This is a genomic window from Vibrio sp. SALL6 (genome assembly GCF_002002385.1).
In the GTDB taxonomy this organism is placed as follows: Bacteria; Pseudomonadota; Gammaproteobacteria; order Enterobacterales; family Vibrionaceae; genus Vibrio; species Vibrio parahaemolyticus.
Genome location: NZ_MQVK01000006.1, coordinates 350,066 through 375,677 on the forward strand (window position 1 = coordinate 350,066; position 25,612 = coordinate 375,677).

Annotated in this window: 30 protein-coding genes; 11 read left to right on the top strand and 19 right to left on the bottom strand. The window is 46.4% G+C overall.

The window, feature by feature from the left end; all coding sequences use genetic code 11:
• Positions 1-49: 49 nt before the first annotated feature.
• Positions 50-595 carry a TetR/AcrR family transcriptional regulator gene (locus BIW15_RS03485; RefSeq protein ID WP_015313610.1) on the bottom strand — a complete coding sequence of 182 codons (546 nt, stop codon included), beginning with the start codon at positions 593-595 and terminating at the stop codon, positions 50-52.
• A 98-nt stretch (positions 596-693) separates the two neighbouring features.
• On the opposite strand from BIW15_RS03485, the gene BIW15_RS03490 reads away from it, so the two are divergent.
• The 3 genes from BIW15_RS03490 to BIW15_RS03500 all read left to right on the top strand — a co-directional run bounded on the left by BIW15_RS03490 (position 694) and on the right by BIW15_RS03500 (position 2,012).
• The gene (locus BIW15_RS03490) at positions 694-1,167 is read left to right on the top strand and encodes an HPP family protein (protein WP_005462762.1); all 474 of its coding nucleotides are present in this window, start codon (positions 694-696) and stop codon (positions 1,165-1,167) included.
• Positions 1,168-1,306: 139 nt separating this feature from the next.
• Positions 1,307-1,522 carry a TIGR02450 family Trp-rich protein gene (locus tag BIW15_RS03495; protein ID WP_077280584.1) on the top strand — a complete coding sequence of 72 codons (216 nt, stop codon included), beginning with the start codon at positions 1,307-1,309 and terminating at the stop codon, positions 1,520-1,522.
• Between the two features lie 112 nt (positions 1,523-1,634).
• Complete coding sequence (locus BIW15_RS03500) at positions 1,635-2,012, top strand: PH domain-containing protein (RefSeq protein WP_005499881.1); 378 nt, start codon at positions 1,635-1,637, stop codon at positions 2,010-2,012.
• A 12-nt stretch (positions 2,013-2,024) separates the two neighbouring features.
• Here BIW15_RS03500 and BIW15_RS03505 read toward each other — a convergent pair whose 3' ends face one another.
• From BIW15_RS03505 to fliD, 9 genes are all read right to left on the bottom strand, one after another.
• Positions 2,025-2,312 (bottom strand): hypothetical protein, encoded by a 288-nt coding sequence (locus BIW15_RS03505; RefSeq protein WP_005499880.1) that lies wholly within the window; start codon positions 2,310-2,312, stop codon positions 2,025-2,027.
• Positions 2,313-2,408: 96 nt separating this feature from the next.
• A complete protein-coding gene (locus BIW15_RS03510; protein ID WP_020838216.1) occupies positions 2,409-3,401 on the bottom strand; it encodes a flagellar motor protein MotB in 993 nt (330 codons plus the stop codon).
• Entirely contained in the window at positions 3,401-4,258 is an 858-nt protein-coding gene (motA, locus tag BIW15_RS03515; protein WP_005462768.1) for a flagellar motor stator protein MotA, read from the bottom strand. The genes BIW15_RS03510 and motA overlap by 1 nt, the downstream gene beginning before the upstream one ends.
• A gap of 10 nt (positions 4,259-4,268) precedes the next feature.
• Positions 4,269-4,997 carry a lateral flagellar system RNA polymerase sigma factor LafS gene (gene lafS, locus BIW15_RS03520; RefSeq protein ID WP_025573599.1) on the bottom strand — a complete coding sequence of 243 codons (729 nt, stop codon included), beginning with the start codon at positions 4,995-4,997 and terminating at the stop codon, positions 4,269-4,271.
• 12 nt (positions 4,998-5,009) lie between these two features.
• Positions 5,010-5,510 (bottom strand): flagellar basal body-associated protein FliL, encoded by a 501-nt coding sequence (fliL, locus tag BIW15_RS03525; RefSeq protein WP_005462773.1) that lies wholly within the window; start codon positions 5,508-5,510, stop codon positions 5,010-5,012.
• A gap of 23 nt (positions 5,511-5,533) precedes the next feature.
• Positions 5,534-6,616 carry a flagellar hook-length control protein FliK gene (locus BIW15_RS03530; protein ID WP_179115217.1) on the bottom strand — a complete coding sequence of 361 codons (1,083 nt, stop codon included), beginning with the start codon at positions 6,614-6,616 and terminating at the stop codon, positions 5,534-5,536.
• Positions 6,613-6,933, bottom strand: coding sequence for a hypothetical protein (locus tag BIW15_RS03535; protein WP_005478392.1), 321 nt, complete (start codon positions 6,931-6,933; stop codon positions 6,613-6,615). Before BIW15_RS03535 ends, BIW15_RS03530 begins: the two co-directional genes overlap by 4 nt.
• A complete protein-coding gene (gene fliS, locus BIW15_RS03540) occupies positions 6,917-7,303 on the bottom strand; it encodes a flagellar export chaperone FliS (protein WP_005462778.1) in 387 nt (128 codons plus the stop codon). The genes BIW15_RS03535 and fliS overlap by 17 nt, the downstream gene beginning before the upstream one ends.
• A gap of 19 nt (positions 7,304-7,322) precedes the next feature.
• Complete coding sequence (gene fliD, locus BIW15_RS03545) at positions 7,323-8,660, bottom strand: flagellar filament capping protein FliD (protein WP_005462779.1); 1,338 nt, start codon at positions 8,658-8,660, stop codon at positions 7,323-7,325.
• A 415-nt stretch (positions 8,661-9,075) separates the two neighbouring features.
• Between fliD and BIW15_RS25250 the strand changes: the two genes are divergently transcribed.
• On the top strand, positions 9,076-9,363 hold the full coding sequence (locus BIW15_RS25250; protein ID WP_005499873.1) for a hypothetical protein: 288 nt from the start codon (positions 9,076-9,078) through the stop codon (positions 9,361-9,363).
• Between the two features lie 70 nt (positions 9,364-9,433).
• On the opposite strand, the gene lafA is transcribed toward BIW15_RS25250, so the two are convergent.
• The 9 genes from lafA to BIW15_RS03595 all read right to left on the bottom strand — a co-directional run bounded on the left by lafA (position 9,434) and on the right by BIW15_RS03595 (position 17,650).
• On the bottom strand, positions 9,434-10,288 hold the full coding sequence (lafA, locus tag BIW15_RS03555; protein WP_005462780.1) for a lateral flagellin LafA: 855 nt from the start codon (positions 10,286-10,288) through the stop codon (positions 9,434-9,436).
• A gap of 304 nt (positions 10,289-10,592) precedes the next feature.
• A complete protein-coding gene (locus BIW15_RS03560) occupies positions 10,593-11,390 on the bottom strand; it encodes an EAL domain-containing protein (RefSeq protein WP_005499872.1) in 798 nt (265 codons plus the stop codon).
• Positions 11,383-13,473 carry a flagellar biosynthesis protein FlhA gene (gene flhA, locus BIW15_RS03565; protein ID WP_005478396.1) on the bottom strand — a complete coding sequence of 697 codons (2,091 nt, stop codon included), beginning with the start codon at positions 13,471-13,473 and terminating at the stop codon, positions 11,383-11,385. The genes BIW15_RS03560 and flhA overlap by 8 nt, the downstream gene beginning before the upstream one ends.
• Positions 13,474-13,504: 31 nt before the next feature.
• On the bottom strand, positions 13,505-14,632 hold the full coding sequence (gene flhB / locus BIW15_RS03570) for a flagellar biosynthesis protein FlhB (RefSeq protein ID WP_005462787.1): 1,128 nt from the start codon (positions 14,630-14,632) through the stop codon (positions 13,505-13,507).
• Complete coding sequence (gene fliR / locus BIW15_RS03575; protein WP_021484135.1) at positions 14,629-15,405, bottom strand: flagellar biosynthetic protein FliR; 777 nt, start codon at positions 15,403-15,405, stop codon at positions 14,629-14,631. The genes flhB and fliR overlap by 4 nt, the downstream gene beginning before the upstream one ends.
• Positions 15,405-15,674 carry a flagellar biosynthesis protein FliQ gene (gene fliQ / locus BIW15_RS03580; protein ID WP_005462792.1) on the bottom strand — a complete coding sequence of 90 codons (270 nt, stop codon included), beginning with the start codon at positions 15,672-15,674 and terminating at the stop codon, positions 15,405-15,407. The genes fliR and fliQ overlap by 1 nt, the downstream gene beginning before the upstream one ends.
• 12 nt (positions 15,675-15,686) lie before the next feature.
• A complete protein-coding gene (gene fliP, locus BIW15_RS03585) occupies positions 15,687-16,445 on the bottom strand; it encodes a flagellar type III secretion system pore protein FliP (RefSeq protein WP_077280585.1) in 759 nt (252 codons plus the stop codon).
• 18 nt (positions 16,446-16,463) lie between these two features.
• Entirely contained in the window at positions 16,464-16,835 is a 372-nt protein-coding gene (gene fliN, locus BIW15_RS03590) for a flagellar motor switch protein FliN (protein WP_077280586.1), read from the bottom strand.
• Positions 16,832-17,650 carry a FliM/FliN family flagellar motor switch protein gene (locus BIW15_RS03595; RefSeq protein WP_077280587.1) on the bottom strand — a complete coding sequence of 273 codons (819 nt, stop codon included), beginning with the start codon at positions 17,648-17,650 and terminating at the stop codon, positions 16,832-16,834. Before BIW15_RS03595 ends, fliN begins: the two co-directional genes overlap by 4 nt.
• 387 nt (positions 17,651-18,037) lie before the next feature.
• Here BIW15_RS03595 and BIW15_RS03600 point away from each other — a divergent pair, with 387 nt between their 5' ends.
• From BIW15_RS03600 to fliI, 7 genes are read left to right on the top strand one after another with little or no spacing between them, the layout of a single operon-like run.
• Entirely contained in the window at positions 18,038-19,060 is a 1,023-nt protein-coding gene (locus BIW15_RS03600) for an OmpA family protein (protein ID WP_029999480.1), read from the top strand.
• A complete protein-coding gene (locus BIW15_RS03605) occupies positions 19,060-20,391 on the top strand; it encodes a sigma-54-dependent Fis family transcriptional regulator (protein WP_021450557.1) in 1,332 nt (443 codons plus the stop codon). The genes BIW15_RS03600 and BIW15_RS03605 overlap by 1 nt, the downstream gene beginning before the upstream one ends.
• A 16-nt stretch (positions 20,392-20,407) precedes the next feature.
• Positions 20,408-20,764 carry a flagellar hook-basal body complex protein FliE gene (fliE, locus tag BIW15_RS03610; protein ID WP_015313601.1) on the top strand — a complete coding sequence of 119 codons (357 nt, stop codon included), beginning with the start codon at positions 20,408-20,410 and terminating at the stop codon, positions 20,762-20,764.
• A 3-nt stretch (positions 20,765-20,767) separates the two neighbouring features.
• Positions 20,768-22,522, top strand: a complete 1,755-nt coding sequence (gene fliF / locus BIW15_RS03615; protein ID WP_077280588.1) for a flagellar basal-body MS-ring/collar protein FliF — start codon at positions 20,768-20,770, stop codon at positions 22,520-22,522.
• Complete coding sequence (locus BIW15_RS03620) at positions 22,485-23,504, top strand: flagellar motor switch protein FliG (protein WP_005478340.1); 1,020 nt, start codon at positions 22,485-22,487, stop codon at positions 23,502-23,504. The genes fliF and BIW15_RS03620 overlap by 38 nt, the downstream gene beginning before the upstream one ends.
• A 3-nt stretch (positions 23,505-23,507) precedes the next feature.
• Positions 23,508-24,263, top strand: coding sequence for a flagellar assembly protein FliH (gene fliH / locus BIW15_RS03625; protein WP_005478070.1), 756 nt, complete (start codon positions 23,508-23,510; stop codon positions 24,261-24,263).
• Positions 24,256-25,605, top strand: coding sequence for a flagellar protein export ATPase FliI (gene fliI / locus BIW15_RS03630; protein ID WP_005478244.1), 1,350 nt, complete (start codon positions 24,256-24,258; stop codon positions 25,603-25,605). Before fliH ends, fliI begins: the two co-directional genes overlap by 8 nt.
• Positions 25,606-25,612: the final 7 nt, after the last annotated feature.

Here is a 25,612-nt window from a genome sequence, read left to right on the forward strand (position 1 = left end):
TGCCTTTTTGTTTGAATACTTAATTAGCTAATTACTACGCCTGAACGCATTACAGCTTGTGCAAAATTTCCACGCATTTCTTTGTGACGTCGTCGTACTCTTTTGTCATGTAAGCGGTGGTGATGGCACCTTCTTTCATGATGCAGATGGCATCGAGTAATGATGTGTTGTCTGATTTGAGATAGCGTTGAATTAGCTCACGAACCTGTTGTTTATGGTGGCGGCAATACGTTGCGATCTCGCCGCTGTCGTCACTGAATTCGGCGGACGTGTTGATGAAGAAACAGCCGCGAAACTCGCCCAATTTTTCCTCAGAACCATGAAACCAGCCGTTAAGCGCGGTAAACAACTGGTCGATTACGTCTGTACTCGATTGTGCTGATGACAGTTTTTCCTCTAGCCACGCCATGAAGATTTGGTGGCGTTGTTCTAGTGCGGCGAGGATGAGCGCTTCTTTGCTTTCAAAATGGCTGTACAGCGTGCGTTTAGCCACGCCAGAAACTTTAAGGACTTCATTGATGCCAATGGAGTTGATGCCCTGTTTGTAAAACAGCGACAACGCGGTGTCGATCAATAACTGTTTCTTTTTGTTCATAACTACGTCCTCAAAAAGTTCTACAAACACATATTGACAAAGGTAGACAGATTTGTCTATTTTAATTTGTAGACAATTCGGTCTACCTTGAGGTGTTTATGAATAATTTAATTTTATCTTTGGTCGCGGGGCTTGGTGCGACATTGGCTATTGGTGTGTTGTCTTACGCCGAGGTATCTCTTACTGAGGTTGTACTTCTCATGGCGCCATTTGGTGCTACGGCGGTGTTGGTGTTTGGGGTGCCTAGCAGCCCTCTAGCTCAACCAAAAAACGTGATCATTGGTCACTTCATTACGGCATCTATCGGTATTGCGTTTAGTCAATACGTTGAGATCACGCCAATCACCCTCGCGATTGCGACTGGGTTAGGTGTGTCAGCGATGCTGATTACGAAGACAACGCATCCACCTGCGGGCGCAAATCCTATCTTGATCATGGCATCTGGGCAGGGGTGGAGCTTTCTGTTCACGCCAGTACTGATCGGCGCGGTGGTGATTGTGCTGGTAGGTAAGGCGTTGCAGTTGCTACAGAGTCAGTACTTAAACCCTCGTTTGAACGGTCAAAAGACCTAAGTGGGTTGTAAGTAAGGCCGCATTGGGGGATGACCTCTTTTGCGGCTTTTCTCTTTCGTGGATGCTTAAAAATAAAATCTGATTCTCTCTTGGTATTCAGTCGTATACATAGAGATGAAAGTTAAATTGGTATACTGCGATGAATAGAATTCACCCAAAGAAACTATTGCACAGCAAATGGACGGCGACGTCACCTAAAAATAAAGAGAAGCACTTTGTCGTAACTGAAATGGAACTGGATGAAGACGGCAATGTTGTGAAATGTGTCATTGAAGCCGTTATGAGTAAACGTGAGCAAGAGATTAACTGGCAAGATCTGAAAGACCCAGAGTTATGGCGGCAGGGTTGGAAGTAATTTGGGTTTTGCAGTAGATGAATCAAGCAAAAACGGTTGAGGTAGATAGGCAAAACCGGTGTGGTCTGATACGTTGAGAAATTCGTTTTTCAGCCTATTTAAAGGACGACTCATGATCGACTTCGATAACTCCTCTGTGTTCAAGCTTAAGCCTATTGACGTTTCCAAAGTCAGAGATGATTTCCACAAATTTTTGATTGATGGTGAGACCATTTTCGCCGCTTTTAAAACCGTTCGTGACCAAGTGGTGTTTACCAACAAACGAGTGATTGCGGCGAATGTGCAAGGGATTACGGGCTCAAAAGTGGATTACACGTCGCTGCCTTACAGTAAGATCAATGCATTCTCTATTGAGACTTCCGGCACGTTTGATCTCGATTGCGAAATTGAGTTTTTCTTAAGTGAAGTGGGACGAGTTCGGTTTGAAATTAAAGGCTCATTTGACCTTGTTGCGTTCAATCGTATGATCAGTGAACGCGTGCTTGATTAGGTTATGGGGCTCTTAAACCAGAAAAAAAAAGTAAAGGAAGCAGACAAAAGCGAGCAACGTTGCTGATAACACTGGGTAGATGATGTATGAGTCTTGCTTGTTGGTTCGTTGAAAACACAACGACACAAGCAGAACATTGTAAACCACGAGCAGCAGGCTGATCATGGTGCCACTGTTTAGGTTGAGGCTAGAGAGTTGGGTAAGAAAAAACGCCAATAATAAATAGTCGAAGATGATTAGCCATAAAAAGGCTTTCTTCAACATATCACGTCTTTTTGTGTCGGGCATTGGCTCGTGCATATTGAACTCTACTAAAAGTCACGGCAATTGGATTAGGGATTAAAAAGGTCACCAGCTGGGCGAGGTGACCTTTGTGGTTTATGGCGTTGACAAGCGTTATAGTGCTTGGATTTTCGCTTCTTGTTTTTCTGCGTCCGCCGAGTAACGGATCACTTCTTGTCGAATAACGGGTTGGTTAAATTCCGCTTTTTGTTTCGCTTTTTGCAGCTCGCTGTTATCTTGATTGCCAAATAAGGTCTCAAGCACTTTTGCTGCTGGTGTTGTCAGAATAAACAGTTCGATTCGACGGTTTTCGCTTGAATCTGGCTCATCTGGGTTCAGCAACGCTCGATCTGACATGCCAGTAACTTGCATGACGCGATCATCAGGCATTCCGCCTTCAACCAGCGTTTTTCTCGCCACATCAGCACGCGATGCCGACAGCGCCCAGTTCGACTGACGACCAAAACGTTTCTTAAACGGAATCGCATCGGTATGACCACTGATGATCAATGGGTTGGTTACTTGCTCGAAAAGAGGGGCAAGTGCCAACAGTAAATCTTCAAAAAATGGCGTAAGCTCGGCTCCACCACGACTGAACATGTGCTGTTTGTAATCGTCTTGCAACACGATACGCAAGCCTTGTGGTGTCACAGTAACGTTGACGTTTCCTTGCGCGTTGATCTGCGCGGTCATCTCTTCGATAACTTTTGCCAGAGCAGCAAGTTGCTCTTGGGTGTCGAAGGTGCCAGGAACTAGAGAGTTAATTTCTGGACCATCACCGTCACCTTGAAAATAAGAGCTCACAACGTGATTGGAATTGTGTTTACTTGGCACAGAAGAGTCCTGTGCCAAGTCGATAGGAGAGATACTTTGTGAGGTATCAAATGGATTGCCGTAACTCTTGTCGAACACGCTTGAGCTATGCAAGTGGGCAACAATCGCTTTACGCTCTTCTTTATCCACCACTTGCATGACCCAAAGCACAAGAAACAGCGCCATTAGGGCGATCATGAAGTCAGCAAACGCGACTTTCCACGCGCCGCCATGAGGTTCGTCATGGCCGTGAGCTTTGGCACGTTTGAACACTACATGCTCTTGTTTTTGCATTATCCCTCCTGTTCAGCTAACCACTTCTCCATTTGGTTGAATGTTGGTTTGATGTCTAGCTGAATGTGTTTACGGCCAGCGTCGATGGCGAGCAATGTTGGCTTTTTAGCGACGTAAGCAACGAGCGTTGCGCGTACGCATTCAAAAGCGGTCATATTACGTTTCACTCGCTGAGCCATGGCGTTACTTAGTGGATCTAGACCACAGTAACAACCAAAAATACCAATGAATGTACCTACAAGGGCAGCGGCTACGTGATAGCCAATGAGCGCAATAGAACCATCTATGGCTTGCATAGTGATGATGATGCCACCAACTGCGGCAAGAATACCGAAACCAGGTAGTGCTTCTGCGGTACGCTGTAATGAGCGTGAAGGCAGCAGCAGCTCGTTCTGGATAGCTTCGATTTCTTGTTCTAACAGTCCCTCTAATTCATGAGGCGACATTTGTCCCATCGCCATTAAACGTAAATTATCAGTAATGAACGAAATCAGACGATGATCCTCAGAAACTAGCGGGTACATCAGGAAGATAGAGCTTTGTTCTGGTGCTTCGATGTGAGAATCCAAAAACTTGAAACCACGGCTACGCGCTGTTTCTAGCAGGTTGTTTAATAGCGCCATCAGCTCCATGTAGTACTCGTACTCTTCAGTTGGACCTTTGATGGTTGCTGGCACTTGTTGGCGCATCTCTTTCAGCACGTGTGGTGGGTTACCAATAATGAGAGAACCCGCTGCCGCGCCGATGATGATCAGAAATTCTGCTGGTTGCCAAATTGCACCTAGCTTACCGCCAGCCCACATGTATCCGCCGAAGACACACACAAGGATAGTGAGGACTCCTAAAAACTTTTGCATCTTGTGACTCCTAAGAGGACATTAATTGGTTGAGTTGTTTCAGCGCTTGTTTATGAAGCTGACAAATTCGAGGTGGCGTCAGATCCAAGACGAGGGCTATTTCGTGTAAATTGAGTTCGTGTTGATAAAACAGCGTCAGTAGCAATTGATCTCGCTTTGACAGTCGGCCTAGTGCGCTGTCTAAGCTACGACGAATGTGCTCGTGCTCCATGCCGTCGTATTGCCCACCAAAGTGGCTGTCGGTGCTGTTTTCCATCAGTTGATCGAGACTTTGCATTTCACCTGCAAGCGCCGCGTTTTGACGGTTGTAATAATCTTGCTCGTCGGTGCCGAGAGCTTTGATGATTTCTGAGTCCGTTGGCATGCGACCTAACGAGCGGGTGAGGTCACGTGTGACGTCGTTAAGCTCATGGGCTTGCTGACGTGTCTTACGTGAGCGCCAGTCTAAACGGCGCAGTTCATCTAAGATCGCGCCGCGTACACGGCAAACCGCAAACGCCGGGAAGTGAGTATCGTCAATGTCTCCATAACGACGTCCTGCTTCAACCAGCGCGATAAGACCAATTTGCTGCATATCTTCGATACTGCAATGGGAAGTGGCATGAACGCGAAGCTGGTTAACTACGCGTTTCACCATCACTTGATGACGTTGCAAAAGTGCGTTTTCATCAATCGGGCGTGATGGTGTGTTCACTTCCTCTGGTGCGGTGTACGTTTCTTGAAGGTTCATGTCTAACATGGTTGTGCTCCGTTATTGCACAACGTATTTCGTCAGCAGTACATCATCGATATCACGCACGATGTCAGTCTTCGCAAAGGCTACCAACAGCGTTTGCTTCACTTCGTTTTGCAGAATATCGATCGCGCCTGTCTGTTGCAGTTCATCGAAAGTTTTGTCGCTAAACAGCTTCAAAAGCGAGTTTTGAACCATTGGCATGTAGTTATCGATGTCTTTAATACGTTCTGGTCGACGGGTCTCAATAGCCAGCTCTAGCATGACAAAGTGCGTCTGTTTCTTGCCTTTAATGCTCAGCACAACTTTGTCTAGAGGGTGAAAGCTTGGGCCTTTGCTGGTTGGTTGTTCAGTCACAAGAAAAGACAAAGGAGAGTTCTCAAGCAGTGAGCTGGTTTCACCTGAATCTTGTGCCTGTTTATTGAGATACCAAATACCACCCATGATGGTGGCGGCCGAAACGAGGGCGCTGGTGATGATCATGGCGATAAACATGGCGATCATTTGTTGTTTGGTCATAACCTTTTTCCTCGATGACTAACTTAGGCTTGAGTGTTCAGCCAGTGTTCTGAATAGTTTGTTGTTGTATTGGATTGAAATGCGCTGGACTCACGTGCAGCGAAAATTGTGGTGTCTTCGTCATTCATCTTTTGTTGATGGCGCTCTTGACCTTGGTCTGCACCTACATTGACATCAACATGGACGAAGTTTTGTTCTTGTAGTTCAGTGCGTAAGCGTTCCGATACTTGCATCAAGGCTTCACGTGTTGCCGCCGTGTTTGCGTTGATCTGTACGCTCAATCGATCGCCCTCAACACGAACGAGTAAATCCAGTTTACCTAGATCGGGCGGATCGAGACGGATTTTCGCTTCCTGAACACTTTGCTGTGCTTGCAAGGTGACTCGGTCATGCAGCACCTGCATCATCTGCTCGCCCCATTTGCCTGCACTTGTGTCCACTTTCACTGCTGCCCACTCTGAGCCTTGCGTATGAGCATGAGCCACTGTCGCAGCACTCACTGCTTGAGCGGACGGAGCAGAAGTTTGAACGTTCAGTGGTGCAGTCGTTGCTTGCCCTTGTGCTGTTTGGTTCAACAATGCTTGAAAGTCTACGGCAGAGGTGTTCACGCGTGCATTCGCAGAAGTCGTTTGGCTAGTTTGAATATCTTGTTGTTGCGGTGATGTGTTTAACAAGGCATTAGCTTGCGCTGGGCTTGTTGTTTTTGCTTCACCTTTTACTTCCAACGGATTGACTTTGTTGAACGACGCAACCGATTTCTCAGCCATGGTTAGCATGCCTTGCGTCAAGGTTTGCGCTTGCGCTGCAAGGTCTGGTGTTTCAGTTGGCGTTGTTGCACTGAGAAGAACATTCATTCCAGTGGTGTCAACAGCAGCATTTTCTTCCGTTGTTGCAGTTGTCGCCTCTTTGCGCTCTTCACTTGAGAAAGTTTGTGCAGCAAGGCGAAAGCTTGGTACTGCTTGCTCTGATAATGCTGCGGATTGATTCAGAGGTGTTTGCCCTGAAGCACTGCGCTGCGAAAAGCCTTGAACGTCTTTTGCTTGCGTGATTCGGCCTTCTGAAGATGAAGTGGCATTTGACGATGGCAGTGAAGAAGAAATCATCATTGTGTCATCTCCATTGTCATCGCTAGTTGATATGCCATGGCACGCTCTTGTTGATCGTTCGCCATGTTCATCTCTTTTTTGAGCTCACCAGTGGCTTTCTCTAATGCAGCAAAAGCATCCGCGTGCACGGATTTAGCACGCTGAATCTCAGGTGCTAATTTGGGATCTTTCAAAAACGGCTTATGACTGATAAGCAGCTCTCGAAGCTGCAAATCATGGCGTTTTAGCGCGTGCCAATCCGCCGTCTTAGTGGCGAATTGGATTAGCTGAGATAAGTGACGGAATCGCTCTGGCGACACTTTATGCTTGTTGTCCAAAATTCATCCAACCTTCACGAATATTACCCATTACACGTTCGACGTTCATTAAACGGTCAGCGTCATTTTGTACGCTTGCGTAGTACAGTTCGACTTGACAGAAGTCGTACAGTTGGCGCAAGTTCTCTGCAATTTCGCCACCATTTTCGTCATCAAGGGCACTGGTTAATCCAATTAAAATGTTCATACATTTATTGATGCCAGCGCCTTTCTCTGCCAAACGCTTCGCAGCAAGATGTCCACGAATGCGTTCAATTTCATCGAGTAAGCCATCAATAAGCATGATGACAAGTTGATGAGGGTTTGCTGCTGCCGCTTGAGCATCGAGGTCGACTTGTTGGTATGAGTCGTAACCGGAGTCCATAAGCATGAGATCTTCTCCTAAAGCCTTAGCCAAACATTGACATGGTTTGGTTCATTTGGGTCATTAATGTATTCATTTGAGTGAATTGTTTTAGGTAACGCTTGTACGACATGTCGTACTTACGTTCTAAAGTGGTTTGTTTGTCTGAGAGGCGATCTAAGTTTGCTTGCAGCGCTTCTTTACGAGATTTGAACGCACCAGAAGAAAATTTGAGGAATGGTTCGGCCATGGCATCCATTGAGTCAAGTAATGCACCGTCGCCATTGAACATTGCTTCTAAGCCTGCACTGTTGTTTTTTTGTGCCTCTGCAAATTTTTCTTGGTCCACTTTCAATTTGCCATGGCGATCCAACGTTACGCCTATTTCGCTTAAGCGCATGCCGCCGTGCTCGCCTCGGACAAGGCTTGATAGTTGGCTTTCAATTGAGCGCATGGTTGGGTCGCTAGCTAGAACACCGCGTTTTTTATCTTCACTGCCGATTTGTGTGTGTTCATCAATTGTAGATATCAAAGTGTTGTAGGCGTCTACGAACTTATTGAGCTGCTCTTTGGTTGCTTCGTCATCAGCGCCGATACCTAAACCAATCGCGGTTTCTCCAGAGGTCTGAGCCTTGGTTACGGTAATGTCTACGCCATCGATAACACCTTCAAACGTATTGCTCGAGTTAGTGAGTTTTAGACCAGTTTTCTCTGCACCCAACCAGATCACGGCATCTTGGGGGGCACTGATTTGACTAAGGTTTGTGAATGCATCTTCAAACCACGCTTGGCCTGTGCCCGTTGCGGACACGTTGATTTGGTTAGCGACGCCGGTTTCAGTGCTTGAAAGCATGAAGTGAGTCTGACCATTTGAGCGTACCAAGGTTGCGTTTACACCTGGGTTATCACTGTTGTTATTGATCGCTTTCGTTAGGTCACTCACCGTCGTTACACCATCACCGTCGGTATCGACCGTTGATAGATCAATCGTCATTGTTTTACCGTTGATGGTGAACTCAAGATTTCCTGTTTTTGGGATTTCAGTGGTTGCGTCTAGATCTGCTGGCATTCCAGTAGAAACTTGGTGTGACGTTGCTACTTGCTCGACGAATATCTGATAACTACCCGATAGAGCCTTAGCGTCTGCATTTGCAGTAAAGTAGCCTTCTTGAGAGATGGAGGTGGAGTTTTTAATGATGCTGTTTGTGCTGCTGTTCATTTCGTTGAGCGCAGTGCGGAACTCACGCATGGCACTCTCAACTTTACCCAGAGCAGATAGCTGAGATTGATACGTATTGGTTTGCAGTTGGTAGCGTTGTTTAAAAGGTTGAATTTCGATCTGCGCGAACTGGGCTGCAAAGGTTGCTGGATCTATTGAACTCACGAGCTTACTCCCTCTCTCATTGGTAATTGGCGTAACTCTATGCCTTGAAAGTATGTCTTACCGCAAGATACGTGCCTAACTTAAATATGCTTTTAAAACATTGACTTGCGATACTATTTAAATTTGAGAGGAAGTGTATTTTCCACCTTATGTGTTCCGCCTTCCTCTCGAAAACATCTAGTGTTTCCCTATAAGACAAGGCGACTAAAAAGCTGAAAATATTTAATTCATTTTAGGAATGTGACGTGTTGATTAAGCCGTTAATAAAGCCTGCTTTAGGTGTTTCCTGCTATGTAAATAGGACTATTCCTACAGAGGAAGTACATCGATTTTTGGTATCTTTTAACTCGGCATATTTTGGTGTTTTAGCGCACCTTACCAACGTCAGGCTATCACTTAGAAAAGAACGACAGAAATGAATGAATTTGTTTTACGACTGATGAAATGCGCTCGATCTTACGAGACATTTATTAGTGCTAAGTTACTGAGCAAACAAAATATTAATGCGGATGAATTGGCCAGTATCCAGCAGGAAGCGATATCCACTTTCCCTGAGTTAAAAACTTATCAACAAGGACAGGGAAGCGAGACAGTTGAATTGGAGCTATTTAACAAAGTACTTCACAACATGATGCGAAAAATAGGCTTTAGGGTTCCTGAAGAACAATGCGGGAATACAAGCTCTATTTATATACGTAGGTGATAAAAAAGCCTCCCATAGGGAGGCTTTTGCTTTTGTACATATTAACAATATCGTACGTTCTAATTCGTTATTAACGAAGTAGAGACATTGCCATACTAGGTAGCTGGTTAGTTTTAGAAAGAACTGTAGTACCAGCTTGCATAAGCATTTGGTTCTTAGTCATGTTTGAAGATTCTACTGCGAAGTCTGCATCCATGATACGGCCTTTAGCTGCAGAAGTGTTCTCAACCATGTTGCCTAGGTTAGTCATTGTGTGCTCTAGACGGTTGATGTTTGCACCAAACTGCGCACGAGTAGCACCGATATCTTCGATAAGGCCACCAGCATCACTGATTTTATCAAGAGCTGCTTTAGCTTTAGTTGCGTCACCGATACCGTCAGTGATAGCTGCGTCAGCAAGTGTAGCCGCTACTTTTTTGATGCTTGCAGATGCGTCTACGTCTAGAGTTTCAGCTGAAGAAGCACCGATTTGGAAAGTAACTGCGCCCGCTTCAAAACCACCACCAGCAGCTAGTAGTTTTTGACCACCAAAAGATGTGTTGCCCATGATGTTGTTTAGTTCAGCTGAAAGCTGCTTGAACTCAGCGTCCATTGCTGCGCGGTCTTTATCACTGTTTGAACCGTTCAAAGATTGTGTTGCTAGGTCGTTCATACGGTAAGTGATGTTAGTCATCTCTTCCATTGCACCTTCAGCAGTTTGCATCATAGAGATGCCGTCTTGAGCGTTACGCATTGCTACAGACATGCCGCGAGTTTGAGCTTCCAAACGGTTAGCAATTTGTAGACCTGCAGCGTCATCAGAAGCTGAATTTACGCGGAAACCCGTGCTTAGACGCTCCATCGCAGTATTTAAAAGACCACTTGTGCTGTTTAGAGTGTTTTGAGTTACAAGTGATGCGTAGTTAGTGTGCATTGATAAAGCCATCTTAGTCTCCTTAGTTTATCACTATTTCTTTCAGGCCTTGGGATATTCCCTAGTCACTAACTAGAGGCGGTCGCTTGTCACTAATGATTAATTTGAAAATTAAAAATTTTCTAAAAAAGATCAAAATTGATGATTTTTAGTGACTTGCATTCCACTAAGTTGGGGTTTGCTACCGTTTTAGCGTTAGTTTCCGATGTGTTTTGATCGGCATAAGATTAAGGCAAAGAGAAAATCTAAAACGAGAAAAGTAAAAAAGCGCGAATCATTCGCGCTTTTTAGTTTAGCCATGAGGGTTGGGTTTCAGCTATTCCTCATCAAAGGAACGGAAAGACAGGGAAGTAGGGATGTCACTGAAGTAACCAAAGTAATAACTTGCACCGAGCAGTCGATAGCGGTTGAGTTCGACTTGGCTTGCAACGCGACCAGCCACCCATTGGTATTTGTGTTTTCTTAGAAATCGCGCAATGGGTAAAAATGAGTGTTGATCTTGTTTGTTCTCTATCGTTACCGAGAGTTTGATCATATCTGGATCAAATTCAGCAATGCGCTCAAAATGCGTTTGGGATGTGGCTACTTCAAACCACAATGCAAACGCATTTTCCTTCAGTTTTTCGACAAGCGTTTCCATGCGTTCGTGAAGGCACAATGTTTCATCTGCTTGTAAGGATGGGATGACATGCTGGAAAGCGGCTGAGTGAAACTGAACCATCTGCTCAAGAAAATACACGCCCGGATCCCACAGCAGTGCATCGACACGAATGGGTACGACGACGTTGCTGATTAAATCTGGATGAAAAGCTTCTAATTGAAATTGAGTTTGTCGTATGGCGAGATAAAGGCTGAACAAATCTAAGCAGTATTGCATTTGTTCGGAAAGCTCAAACTGATAAACGCTTTGCTCTCCGCGCAATCCGAATCTCAAAGTGAGGTGTTGGTACACCACCTCACCGGATTGAGTTTCACGAATGGCTTGGCAAGCGTGTTGGATGTCATTATGTTTGAGTGCTTCAAATACCAATTGATCGTCGTCCGTGACGATGTGTTGTACCGCGAGACTACAAAGATATTCGTATATCGCGTGTGTTGAAATAAGATTAACCAAGGTTTCCTACCACATTGATCTGTTTGTTTTCTGGAATTTCGTTGTAAGACAGCACAGCCAATCCTTGAGTGAAAGTACGCGCATAACGCGCCAGTAGTGGGCGTAATTGCGGCATTACAAGTAGTATTGGCGGTAAGCCTTGCTGCTTAAGTTGTTGTCGAATCAAAGGTAAGTTTTGTTGGAACTGACCAAGAATATTCGGTTCGATTGGGAAACTATCGAGAACCACGGTACCTGAAGCTTGCGCTTGTTGCAGCGACGTCAGTAGCATTTGCTCCAATTCATCCGATAAAGCGTAAACATTGAGCTCAGGTTTTTGCCCTGCAATTAAGTTAACTAGCGTGCGTTTTAGTGCGCAGCGAACATCAGCAGCTAACAAAATCGGGTCTTTCGTGTTTTCTGAAGACTCCAGCATGGTATTCGCAATGGTTCGGATGTCTTTTAGTGGCACCTGATCAAGCAATAGCTGGCGGTACACTTTGAGCTGTTGAGCTGGGTTAAGTGCAGCGGCTAAGGCTTCTGCCAATTTCGGCGCTTGTTGGGTTAAGCGCTGCGTCATCGCTTCTACATCATCGTGTGTAAACAATTCTGCAAGGTTGGTTTTCATGATTTTGCTGATGTGTGTTGCGATCACGGTACCGTCGTCCACGACTTGGTAACCCATGTTGAGTGCCTTCGCCTTGTCTTGATGTTCAATCCAAACCGCAGGAAGTTGGTAAGCAGGATCACTCCCTAGAATGCCATCGATTTCACCGTAGGTGTCGCCAACGGCAATCGCCATTAAACGCTCTGGTTCGATGAAGCCCTGCTCAATCACTTCGCCATTAAGAGAAATGGTGTATTGGTTCGGTTTTAGGCTTAGGTTATCGCGAATGCGAACTTCTGGTAGAAGAAAACCTACCTGTTCTGAGAGGTTACGACGTACGCCACGAATACGTTGTGAAAGTGGCGCACCTTGATCCTTGTTTACGAGGTGAACAAGACGGTAACCAAGCGCAAGAGACAGGGTGTGCACGTGTGGGATGTCGTCCCATGTGAGTGGTGTGTCTTCCTCTTGCATGGCTTGAGAAAGTGCTTCCACCTGTTCGATTTGCGTGTCTTGAACTGGTTTCTTACTTTGTCTCCAACCTGCAAACCCTAATGCGCCAGCAAATGCAAAGAATGCAAGGTGCGGCATACCCGGAACCATACCAATGACGGCCATGATCCCTGCAACCGTAAACAAGGTCGCTGGAGTTGCGAGCAATTGTTTCTGCATGGTTTCTGACATGCCGTTGTCGCTGTCATTGATGCGAGTCACGATGATTGCAGCTGCGGTTGCCAGCAATAGCGATGGAATTTGCGCTACCAAGCCATCACCGATGGTTAGCAGTGCATAAGTTTTGAATGCTTCAGACGCTGGTAAGCCGTGTTCGAAAACACCGATGCTGATACCACCGATGATGTTGATGAATAGAATCAACAGACCCGCGACCGCATCACCACGAACAAATTTCGACGCACCGTCCATTGAACCGTGGAAGTCGGCTTCGTTCGCAACTTCTTTACGGCGCAGACGAGCGGTTTCTTGATCGATCAAACCAGCGTTTAAGTCCGCATCGATTGCCATTTGTTTACCCGGTAGGGCATCCAATGTAAAACGTGCGGAGACTTCTGAAATACGTTCACCACCTTTGGTGATAACCACAAAGTTAATGATCATTAAGATGATGAAGACCACCATACCGACAACGTAGTTGCCGCCGATGACCACTTCACCGAAAGCTTGAATGACTTTACCAGCGGCATCGCCACCGTTATGGCCTTCTAGCAATACGATTCGGGTTGAGGCGACGTTCAGCGTTAGGCGAAGTAAGGTTGCCACCAACAAAATGGTTGGAAAAACAGAAAAGTCGAGTGGTCGCTTTGCTGTGGTACTGACCAGCAATACCAAGATCGCCAATACGATGTTAAAAGTAAACAGCGCATCCAATAGCAATGGTGGTAATGGCAAAATAACCATCGCCAGAATCATCAGCAAAACAATGGGGATGCCAATGTAGCCTTTGGTTGAGGTTTGAAGTTGTTTTAACCGAGTAAGCATACTTTCGTGTCCTTGGATAAACGCGGGTTAATCAGTGCTGCAAGTGTTTTGGAATTGAAAAATGAGGCAAAGGTGTCGGCTTTTTTCCGTCTCCTTTACGAAAGGCTTTCAACTGCAAAACGTAAGTAAGAATGTGTGCCACGGCGATATAAAGTTGGCTTGGAATCGCTTGCTCTATCGCGGTGGTGTGATAAATCGAACGTGTTAAAGGTGGGGAGTTAATGATTTCCACCTGATTTTCTCGCGCGATACGTTGAATGTGCATGGCCGTTTCATCGACGCCTTTGGCGACCACAAATGGTGCATCTGAGAGCGACGGTTCATATTTTAGAGCGACCGCATAGTGTGTCGGGTTCGTGATCACTACGTCGGCAGTCGGTACCATTTTGTCGATTTTTCGGCGCGCAAACTGCTGCTGAATTTGGCGTATACGTTGTTTGACTTCCGGGCGGCCTTCGTTGTTTTTGAATTCTTCCTTTAATTCTTGCTTCGTCATGCGAAGTTCTTTGAGGTGTTCCCAACGTTGGTAAGGAATATCAATCACACCAAACAACAGCAAAGCAAATCCCATCAAGAGCAGTCCTTCAAACAAGATAGACATCACCATTGAAAAACCTTGGTTAAGCGGAAGGTTTTGAATGCCTAGCAATGGCTGAAGGTGATTGTCCAAGTAGCCGTAAAGGATGCCGAAAATAACCGTTACTTTGATTGTCGACTTAACCAGTTCCACCAACGAACGCGTTGAGAAAATACGCTTAATGCCGCTGAGCGGGTTGAGTTTACTCAGCTTTGGTAACATGTTTGCGGGACGAAACATCCAGCCGCCCAAGACCATACTGCTACCGAACGTCACGATGATGATAACCGTGAAAAGTGGCAACAGCATTTCGATGATCATGCCAAGGCTCTGACCCACTTGTTCTACCATTTGCTGTGGGTTTTCTAGGTCGGCTTTCGTCAACGACATGTTATAGCGGAAAATGCCGAACATGCTTTCCCAGATGCTATTGATTTGAGAGTAAAAATACAGCGCTACAGCCATAAAAATGACTGCAGTGGTGAATTCTTTCGCTCGTGGAATTTGGCCTTCCTGGCGGGCTTTTTTAACTTTCTGGGGGGAGGCCTTTTCGGTTTTGTCTTGTGACGACTGATCGCTCATGCGCCCCCCAACATAAAGTTGTTTAAGTGTCGGATCGTCTCATGCACCAGCGCGGTATAGCGGCCCGGGACACCGGACACAGAAATCAAAACACTGAACAGGCCAAGTAGCATGGTCATCGGAAAACCTAGCGCATAAACGTTCAGAGACGGTGCGGCGCGGTTCATCACACCAAAACTGATGTTCGCCAATAGCATTGACACGATGGCGGGCAGCGCAAGTGCGAGGGAAGCCGCAAACATCCAACCAAACACATTGATCACGCCTTGCAGTGATAGGGCCGTGATGCCTGAGCCAACAGGCCACACCACAAAACTCTGAATAACAATATCGATCACCAGTAAGTGCCCTTCTAGTGACAAAAAGAGTAAGGTCGAAAAAATCAAAAAGATACGGCCTAGAATCGCCACCGACAGACCATTCACAGGGTCGTTCATCATTGCCATACCTAAACCCATCTGCAAAGAAATGGTTTGGCCGAGCATGGTGAACACGTTAAACAGCATGTGCAGAATCAGACCGAACATCAAACCCCAAATCGCTTGCTCAAATGCGAGAAACAAAGAGGTTAATGAGAAGAGTTCAACCGCAGGCATTGTTGGCATTAATGGCGCTGTGATGACCACGATAGAGAGTGCTAATAAGCTGCGAACCCAAATCGGAATCAACGCGTCACCAAAAAATGGCATGGATAAAAATACCGCTCCCACACGAAAAAACGGCCACCAAAGTTGACCGAGAATTGCGGAGAGGTCTGCAAATGTGATGGCCATCAGCCAATCATCCCCGGAATGTTGTGGAACAAGAAATCAAACAACTCCATGATTTTGCGAAGAATCCAGTGTCCTGCAAAAATCACCATCAAAAGAGTGACGATCAGACGTGGTAAAAAGCTCAATGTCTGTTCGTTGATTTGCGTTGCCGCTTGGAATACCGCAATACCCAAACCCACAATCAGGCCTGGCACTACCAGTACGGCCACCATCAAGATGATGAGCCATACCGCATCAGAAAATAGAGTAACGGTTAATTCAGGTGTCATTATGGGCTCCTGTTAACCGAAACTGGCTGAAAGAGTGCCGACCGTCATCGCCCAGCCATCGACCAGAACGAACACCACCAACTTGAATGGCAAAGAGACGATAAGTGGTGAAAGCATCATCATACCCATGGCCATCAAGACGCTAGCGACCACCAAGTCGATGATTAAAAACGGAATGAACAGCATAAAGCCAATTTGGAACGCAGTTTTAAGCTCACTTATCACAAACGCAGGAAGAACAACGGCAAACGAGATGTCTTCTACTTTTTGACCGAGCGGCTCATTGGCAATTCGCAACATTTGCTCAAGAGAGCTCTGATGGGTTTGCGCCAACATGAAGTTGCGCACGGGCTTTTCCGCCACGGAAAATGCTTGAACCAGCGTAATTTCACCATTGTCGTATGGTTGGAACGCATTCTCGTAGATATCCGTCCAAACAGGGCGCATGATGAGCAGAGTAAGCGTTAATGCAATACCCACTAACACGCGGTTTGGCGGGCTCTGCTGCAAACCAAGCGCTTGGCGCAAGATAGCCAGCACCACAATAATGCGTGTAAAGCTCGTCGCCATCAAAATGAAAGCAGGAAGGAAACTGAGCGCCGTCATCAACAAAAGAATTTGTAGTTTAACGCTGTACTCTTGTTGTGCGTCGCCGTCCGTAACGGACAGAATTGTTAAGCCGTTGTCTGCTGCCATTGTTGGGAATGCAAACAAAAGTGACACCAATACCAACAAAGGTAACCAACGATGCCAAGCGCTCAGATTGTTCATTGTACTGCCTACCAAAAATTATCGACCAACGCCGCTTAATGCCGAATCGTGTACGTCAATCAAGCGAAGACCGTATTTGTCATTAACGACAACTACTTCCGCATGGCCAAGTAGGGAACCGTTCACTTTTACGTCCAACGGTTCGCCGTTCAGCTTTTCAAGTTCAATGACGGTGCCTTCGCCTGCTTTCATCAAATCACCAAGTGGGATCTCTTTACTTGCGACTTCAAGCGTGACAGTCACAGGGATGCTTTTGAAAAAGCTCAGGTCGCGCTCTGCAGCAACAGGCTCAAGTTGGCGCGTTGTTTCAGCTTCAAAGTCTTCTAATTGAAAATCATCAAAGTTCAGTTCATCTGTGTCGAACGCTTTAGTTTCAGGCGCTTCGCTCATCGCTGCGTTTCCTTATCCGGGTTAAAAATCAAAACAAGCTGTCCGTCTTGCTCAGCAATACGGCCAGTAAAGAGAGGTTGATTGCCAATGCTTACCGGTACGGTATTTAGTAATTCGATTGGCATGATGTCATCAGGTTTTAGGCTGACAACGTCACTTAGAGCCATCGTTTTTTTACTCAATACCACGTTAAGACGAACTGGCGTTGATTCTAGGGAACGACAAAAAGGTTCATACAAATCCACGTCTGATTGCAGCTCAAGCTGTTCAATCAAGGTTTGGATCAGATGCGTGTCCAGTTTTAAGTACATCGACCCTTGATAACCTTCAAAGGTGATATTTAATTGGACACATAAGCCTATGCCGCGTGGAGCTTCATACTCACATGCTTCCCACATGTCTTGCGGTGCTAGCCAACCGATAATAATGCGGCTGATTCTTTCTTGTAGGCGAAGATCACTGGCAGTCAGTGTTGCGACTGAACGCTCTGTATTAGCGCCATAAAAACGGTCTGCTAATTTAACGAGAGTCTGAGTATCACCGTGAACAAATACCATGCCACCTTCTTGGTGCTTATGGGTGGATGTCTGATCTTTGTCCATCATTGCAGGAGAGAATCGATGCAGGTCTACGGAGGTTAAGCTAGCTTCCACTTGGTTTGTACTGAGCCAATTTTGCAATTCATTCGTTAGGCTTGAACAAGATTCTGAAATTAAATTTTCAAGCTTATCTCGAATGATATGAATAGGCTTGCCTAATAATTCGACATCAAGAGGTTTGATATCGGAAATAGACTCACTAACTCTAGTTTCCATTTATATTTTACCGTGCGTTAACAAACTAAGTTCTTCTAACTTAATATTCGGTAGTCTACACAGAGTTTTTCATGATGTTTTAGTTTTAACTTCGAATTATGTGACTTTAGTTCACATGTTGCTTATGTCAGTACATACGAAGCTTTTAATAAAAATTAAAAAGGGTTAGTTTCATTTATAAATCGGTTAATAAGTAAAAATAACAATTTTTGAGCAATATTTGTTGTTATTTCACCAGGATCCTCTATCTGGTGACTAACGTGATTATTATAAGAATATTAATATAACTAGTTGTTTTATTGGTCTTTTCTCGTTTGTTTTATGGGTGTTCCAGCTCATGATAAACGTTTGCCAATCAATTTAAATATTTCAGAATAGGTAATTAACATGATTAGCTATGCCAGTTATAGAGCTTCAGTGGCATATTTAATTAAACTGCTTAAGTCATGGAAATGTAAGATATACCTTTCCTTTCGTAGTTTGATAATAATTTGTAACGTCTTTTTTTCTTTGGGTTTGGTCAATTTTAATCCAGCCATGTCTGGTGAGGTATTGACTGTTCCAATGGATATTTCTAATTGGTCTTTCAAAGGAAATAAATTTGAGTGCAACCTGATGCATTCAAAAGTTCCAATGGGGAAGTTTTATTTCCGTGCGGAACCAAATAATCAAATTTTATTTATTTCCGATATACGCAACGAAGGGAATAAATGGCAAGGTGCGACACTAATTAGTCAAAATGCACCGTGGGGTAAAGAGCTTTATAGAAAAGTTGAATCTTCTCTTACGGTTACCAAGCCTTCTCGTCGATTTGTATTCCGTAAAGGCGCACCCTCACTAATGAAGGCGATTGCCGGTGGTAGTTGGATTACGCTGGTGTTGGAAGGAAAAGACGCTTCCGCTTTGTCAGAAGTAAGAATCCCAACAATTCAAATTCAAAAGGCACTGAGCGAATTTAATGCGTGTCTTGAGCGACTACCGAAACTTTCGTTCTCACAAGCAAGAGACATCGTTTTGCCTTTTCAATTCGGTCAGAAAACACTAAATGCGACTCAGCAACAGACGTTAGCTGCGCTCTATAGCTATCTTTCTGTTGATGACCGAGTGACGAAAGTGCTAATCGATGGCCATACCGACAATGTTGGACCAAGGCTCACCAACCTTTCGGTATCACGTTTACGTGCTCAACAAGTGGCCGATGCACTGATTGCTCACGGTGTAAACCCAAATATTATCGAAGTCAGATCTCATGGTGACCGATATCCGGTCGCAAATAACAATACAGCAGCTGGTCAGGCAAAGAATCGACGTGTGACGTTACGCCTAGTCAGAGACAACGAACGCACCATAGAAAAAAACACCATGTACGTACAACAACAGACTCAACAAAAGAAGGTTAAGGTTCAATGATGACGAAAACGAATATTTTGTTGGTTGAGCCGAACGAACACCTTGCTCAACCTGTACTGGATGTGCTGAAGAATGCCGGTTACACCGCAAAGCACACACGTACAGGGCGAAGCGCACTGTTAGAAGAGCGCGCAAGCATCACGTTAGTGAGCTCTACGCTACCGGATATGTGCGTACGTGAGTTTGTTGCGTGTCACCAGAAGCAACGTAATGCTGGCGTTGTGATTGCGATTGTGGATCAAGAACAAGGCATTTTGGCGGCAGAGACTATGAAGTCGGGCGCGACCGATTACTTATTGCGTCCATTTGAAGCGAATCAGCTCATCAATTTGCTAAAGCGCGTTGAAGCTCTTGGCAAACCAATGGCGAACATTGTGGCTGAGTCGTGGCGCAGTAAGCAGGTGCTTCAATTGGCACACCGTGCAGCGTGCACGAACGCGAGTGTGTTGATCACGGGTGAGTCTGGTACGGGTAAAGAGGTGTTGGCTCGATATGTACACGAACACTCTCCTCGCATTAATGGCCCATTTGTTGCAGTGAACTGTGCCGCGATTCCTGAATCGATGTTAGAAGCGGTGCTTTTTGGTCATGTGAAAGGCGCGTTTACTGGCGCGACGAATTCGCAAAGCGGTAAGTTTGAAGAAGCAAACGGCGGCACGATTTTGTTAGATGAAATCGGTGAAATGTCTCCTGCAGTCCAAGCCAAACTTTTGCGTGTACTTCAAGAGCGAGAAGTGGAACGTGTGGGCAGTCACAAAGCCATCAAGCTTGATATTCGAGTGATTGCCGCAACCAACAAAGATTTACGCGAAGAAGTGCAAAAAGGCACCTTCCGTGAAGATCTTTACTACCGATTGGATGTGTTGCCATTGCATTGGCCACCACTTCGCGAAAGAAAAGAAGACATTTTACCGATCAGCCAATTCTTTGTTGAAAAATATCAAGATAGCAGCCGCTGTCACTTATCTCAGGACGCGATTAGCGCTCTAAGTCAGTATCACTGGCCGGGCAATATTCGTGAATTAGAGAACGTTATTCAACGTGCCTTGGTGATGCGCCATGGTGACTACATTACAGCGCACGATCTGATGTTACCGATTGAACTCATTGCCCCAGTGCCTTCCATGGAGCCAAAGTCCAGCTTTGGTCATGTGGAAGCGAAGAAGCAGGCTGAATACCAATTTATTTTGGACAAATTACGTCAGTTTGGTGGAAACCGAACCAAAACCGCAAACGCCTTGGGAGTATCAACCCGAGCGCTACGTTACAAGCTCGCAGCGATGCGAGAACACGGTATTGATTTACAGTCGGCTCTAGGCTCGGCTGCCTAATAGGAGAAAAATATAGATGGCAAGTCAACCTACTAATGCGGTCTCGGCAGAGCAACTCATGTTGTCAAAAATGCAGGCGATGCAGGCTCAAGTGCAGCCGCCTGAATTTATCGTGAGTGCCAACCCTTTAGATCAACAAGCACTGAATACTCCACTGTCGTTTTCTCAAGCGATGACGAACGTGTTGGATACAGTCAATCAACATCAATCTGCGGCCAGTCAAAAAATGACGGCGGTAGAAACTGGGCAAAGTGACGACTTAGTTGGCGCAATGGTCGCAAGCCAGAAAGCCAGCTTATCGTTCAACGCTCTTATGCAGGTGCGCAACAAAGTGGTTGCCTCTTTTGAAGATATTATGAAGATGCCGGTGTAATTCATGTCAGAACTAACCCCCCAAGTTGCCGGAAATACGGCCATGACGACCAGCACGACACAAGCGTTCTCGCCAGCAGGCAACATGGACGACGTGACAAATAAGCTAAAGCAGCTTTGGTCAAGTAGCCAACGAAATCTTGTTCTATCCGCTGTTCTCGCGGCGATTGTAGCGGCGATCATTGTGGTTGCGCTTTGGAGTTCTTCTCAAAGCTTCCGTCCGCTATACAGCCAACAAGAGCGATTCGATATTGGTGAGATTGTCTCGGTCTTAGAGAGTGAAGGTGTGAGCTACCGCATGCAGGAGCAGAACGGCCAAGTGCTGGTTCCTGAAGGTGAGGTGGCTCGCATTCGTATGTTATTGGCGTCAAAAGGCGTGAAAGCGAAACTGCCAACCGGATTGGATTCGCTGAAAGAAGACAGCTCATTAGGTACCAGCCAGTTTATGGAGACTGCGCGTTACCGTCATGGCTTAGAAGGTGAGTTAGTACGTACTATCATGTCGCTAAACTCGGTAGCTAACGCGCGTGTTCACCTTGCGATTCCTCGTCAAACTTTGTTTGTACGCCAAAACGGTGAAAACCCGTCTGCATCTGTCATGCTCGAACTCAAACCGGGTGAAGACCTTAAGCCAGAACAGGTTGAAGCGATCATCAACTTGATCGTCGGCAGTGTGACGGCAATGAAGCCTGAGTTTGTTTCTGTCATTGACCAATATGGCCGATTGTTGAGTGCAGATGTTGCGTCAGCAGAAGCGGGCAAAGTAAACGCGAAGTATCTGGAATACCAAAAGAACGTTGAGAAGCAAATCATCCAACGTGCGGCAGACATGCTAACGCCGATTGTTGGTCCTAGTAATTTCCGCGTTCAAGTTGCAGCCGATATGGATTTCAGCCAAGTGGAAGAAACGCGAGAAATCCTTGATAACGCGCCAGTGGTTCGTAACGAACACACCATTCAAAACAATTCGATTGACCAAATCGCGCTTGGCGTACCTGGTTCTCTTAGCAACCAGCCTCCAGTGACTGGTGACACGGCGACAAACGACAGCCAAAACACCAATGCGCGTTCTGAAGTGAATCGTCAATATGCGGTTGGCAGTAGCGTGCGCCGTACTCAGTACCAACAAGGTCAGATTGAGAAATTGAGCGTATCGGTTCTATTGAACTCAAAAGCATCACCAGACGGTGTGGCTTGGAGCGATGCAGACAAAGCGCAAATCTCTACCATGATCACCGATGCCGTTGGCATTTCAGCCGCGCGAGGTGACAGCTTGAGCTTGATGAGCTTCAACTTCACACCGATTGATATCGATGCGCCAACAGCTCTGCCTTGGTGGCAAGACCCTACGGTTCAACAGCCATTACGTTACGTGATCGGTGGTATGTTGGGCTTGGCGATGATCTTCTTTGTGTTGCGTCCATTGATCATGCACCTAACCGGCGCAGACAAGCCAGTTCCTGAACTGAACTTTGCTGAGCCGCCACAAGAAGAGCCAGATTACGACAACTTGCAAACACGTGAAGAGCGTGAGCATGAAGAAGTGCTTAACCGTCGTCTGTCTGAAAAAGGCATTTCTGCCTCGACGGGTCTGGATGTGAACAGCGACATGCTGCCTCCTGCAGGTTCTCCACTAGAGATTCAATTGAAACACCTACAGCTTATTGCTAATGAAGAGCCAGAGCGCGTAGCCGAAATACTGAAACAATGGGTAAACATCAATGAACACAGCTCAGTTGACGTCAAAACAAACGCTTAGTTATGTAGAACAAACCGCGCTTGTGCTACTGGGCATGGGCGAGGATGCGGCGGCCAAAGTGTTGCAGCATTTCACCCGCGATGAAACACAGCGTGTGACTCGCGCAATGGCGAAACTGAATGGCATAAAAAGCGATTCAGCACGCGGTGTGATTCAAAACTTTTTTGAAGATTTTCGTGAGCACAGTGGCATTCGTGGTGCATCGAAAGAGTACTTGTCGAACACCTTGCGTAAGGCGCTCGGTAACGATCTTGCTAAAGGTCTGTTGAACAACCTGTACGGTGACGAAATTCGCAACAACATGCAGCGTCTGCAATGGGTAGAGGCTGAAACGCTGGCGCGATTTATCGTCAACGAGCACCCGCAGATGCAAGCCATTTTCTTGGCTTATCTGCCAGCGGATAGCTCATCTGCAGTGCTGAAGCATCTGCCGCAAGACTACCATGATGAAATCATCTTCCGTATTGCGCAGCTACAAGACATCGATCACCAAGTCGCGACCGATCTGCATGAACTGGTTGAACGTTGTATCGAAAAAGTGTCTGCAAGCCAAAGCGTACCGCTTTCTGGCGTTAAGCAAGCGGCAGACATCATCAACCGCTTTGAAGGCGACCGTGGTTCATTGATGGAAATGCTCAAACTGCATGATGAAGAAGTGGTTAACGCCATCGAAGAGAACATGTTTGACTTCATGGTACTGGGCCGTCAACGCGAAGAAACCATGGACATGCTCGTACAGCAAATTCCACTCGAGCTTTGGGCTACGGCACTGAAAGGTTCGGATATCACGTTGCAGCAAGCGATCAAACGCTCAATGCCACAACGTATGGTGAAAGCGCTAGAAGACGATATGGAAGCGCGTGGTGCAGTTGCACTAAGTCGAGTTCAGAAAGCGCGCCAAGACATCATGCAAATGGTGCGTGAGCTTGATGAGTCGGGCGAAGTTCAGTTGCTTCTATACGAAGAGCCAACGGTGGAATAAAGCATGGCAGAACAAAGATCGAACATTATGCGACTGCCTCCAAGTGGTTACCGTTTACACCGTTTTCCGCCGCTGGCTCAGCCAGTTGCGGTTGATGAAGAGTTTGGCTTGGACAACCAAGGTTGGCAAGAGTCGCAAGTGGACATTCAGCAGCAACTTGAAGCAGGTTTCCAACAGGGGCTGCAACAAGGTCATGAAGAAGGTTTACGCCAAGGCATCGAGCAAGGTAAGCAACAAGGCTTGCTCGATGGTCAGAAAGAAGGCTTTCAGAAAGGGTTTGTTTCTGGTGAACAAGCTGGTAAGCAAGGCTTTTTAGAAGCGGCGAAGCCAGTTAATGACTTGTTCCAAGCCTTGTCTCGCTGGCAAAGTGAAAAAGAGCAGCAGCAACGCCACATGATTTGTGAGTTGGTACAGAAGGTGGCTCAGCAGGTGATTCGTGCCGAGCTTACACTGATGCCACAGCAAATTCTGGCGTTGGTGGATGAAACACTGTCTGCGATGCCGGGCAAAGCGGAAACCGTGACGGTTCATCTCAACCCACAAGATCTAGAACGCATTACGCACATTAACGCGGATCTGCCTAAGTCTTGGAAGCTGGTTGCCAACAACGAACTGCCAATAGGTGGTTGTCAGTTAGTGACGGATGATGCGGAAGCAGACGCCAGTTGTGACTCACGCTTAGAGGCGTGCATGGACAACGTAAAACAGCACTTGTTAGACGAAGTCAGCATTCCACAGGTTGAGTCTGAAAATGAGTAGTACATTAAGCCACGAACTATTAAGTGAGCGTTTGAGCGATGCATTAGCATCGCTTGATTCTATTCCCGTTGCGCGAGTAACCGGACGCTTGATTAAAGTGAACGGCTTGATGTTACAAGCGGTTGGATGTCGTTTTAAGCTTGAGCAACGTTGCTTAGTGGAAACCGCCGAAGGCGATATGATCGAAGCACAAGTGGTCGGCTTCGATCATACCGTTGCGTACTTAATGCCGATCCGCCGTTTAGGCGGTTTGTTTGCCGGTGCGAAGGTGATCCCATTAGACGGTGACAGTACCGTGCAACTCAGCTCTCAGTGGATGGGACGCGTGGTAAACGGCTTAGGCGAGCCATTGGATGACGGCATGCCGCTTAAAGGGGGCGATCGTGTTTCACTTGAACCTAAACCGATCAACCCCCTTAAGCGTCGTCCTGTCGATACACCGCTTAATGTTGGCGTTCGTGCGATCAACGGTTTGCTGACGGTCGGTAAAGGTCAGCGTATTGGTCTAATGGCGGGCAGTGGTGTTGGTAAAAGTGTGTTGATGGGGATGATCACCAAAAACACGGAAGCGGACGTCATTGTGGTGGGTTTGATTGGTGAGCGTGGTCGAGAAGTTCGTGAGTTTATTGAACGCAACTTAACGCCAGAAGCGAGAGAAAAAGCCATCATCATTGCAGCTCCTGCGGATGAATCACCATTGATGCGACTTAGAGCGACACTGCTTTGTCACCGCGTCGCGGAGTATTTCCGAGATCAAGGCAAAGATGTACTTTTGTTGATGGATTCCCTAACGCGTTACGCGATGGCTCAACGTGAAATCGCGTTATCTTTGGGGGAACCACCAGCGTCGCGCGGCTATCCGCCCTCGGTATTCAGTGTGTTACCGCAGCTATTAGAGCGAGCGGGTAACAGTGAAAATCCTCATGGCAGCTTAACGGCGATTTACACTGTACTGGCGGAAGGCGACGATCAGCAAGACCCAGTCGTGGACTCTGCTCGTGCTATTTTGGATGGACACGTTGTGTTGTCGCGCCAGCTGGCGGAACAAGGGCATTATCCGGCGATTGATATCAACGCTTCTATCAGCCGTTGTATGAGCACTTGTACGCAACCTGCTCATTCCACCATCGCAAACAACTTCCGCCAAATGTACTCCAATTACCTTCAGGTGAAAGAGTTACTGCCGCTCGGTGGCTATCAACCGGGTCAGGACCCTGAGTTGGATCAGTCTGTGTCGATGTATCCGCATTTGCGTTCGTACTTACAGCAATCAGCGAACGAGGCGGTGGATTACACCACCAGTTTGACTGAGCTGGCTCAAATGTTCCAAGGCGCACAGTAGAGAGCGA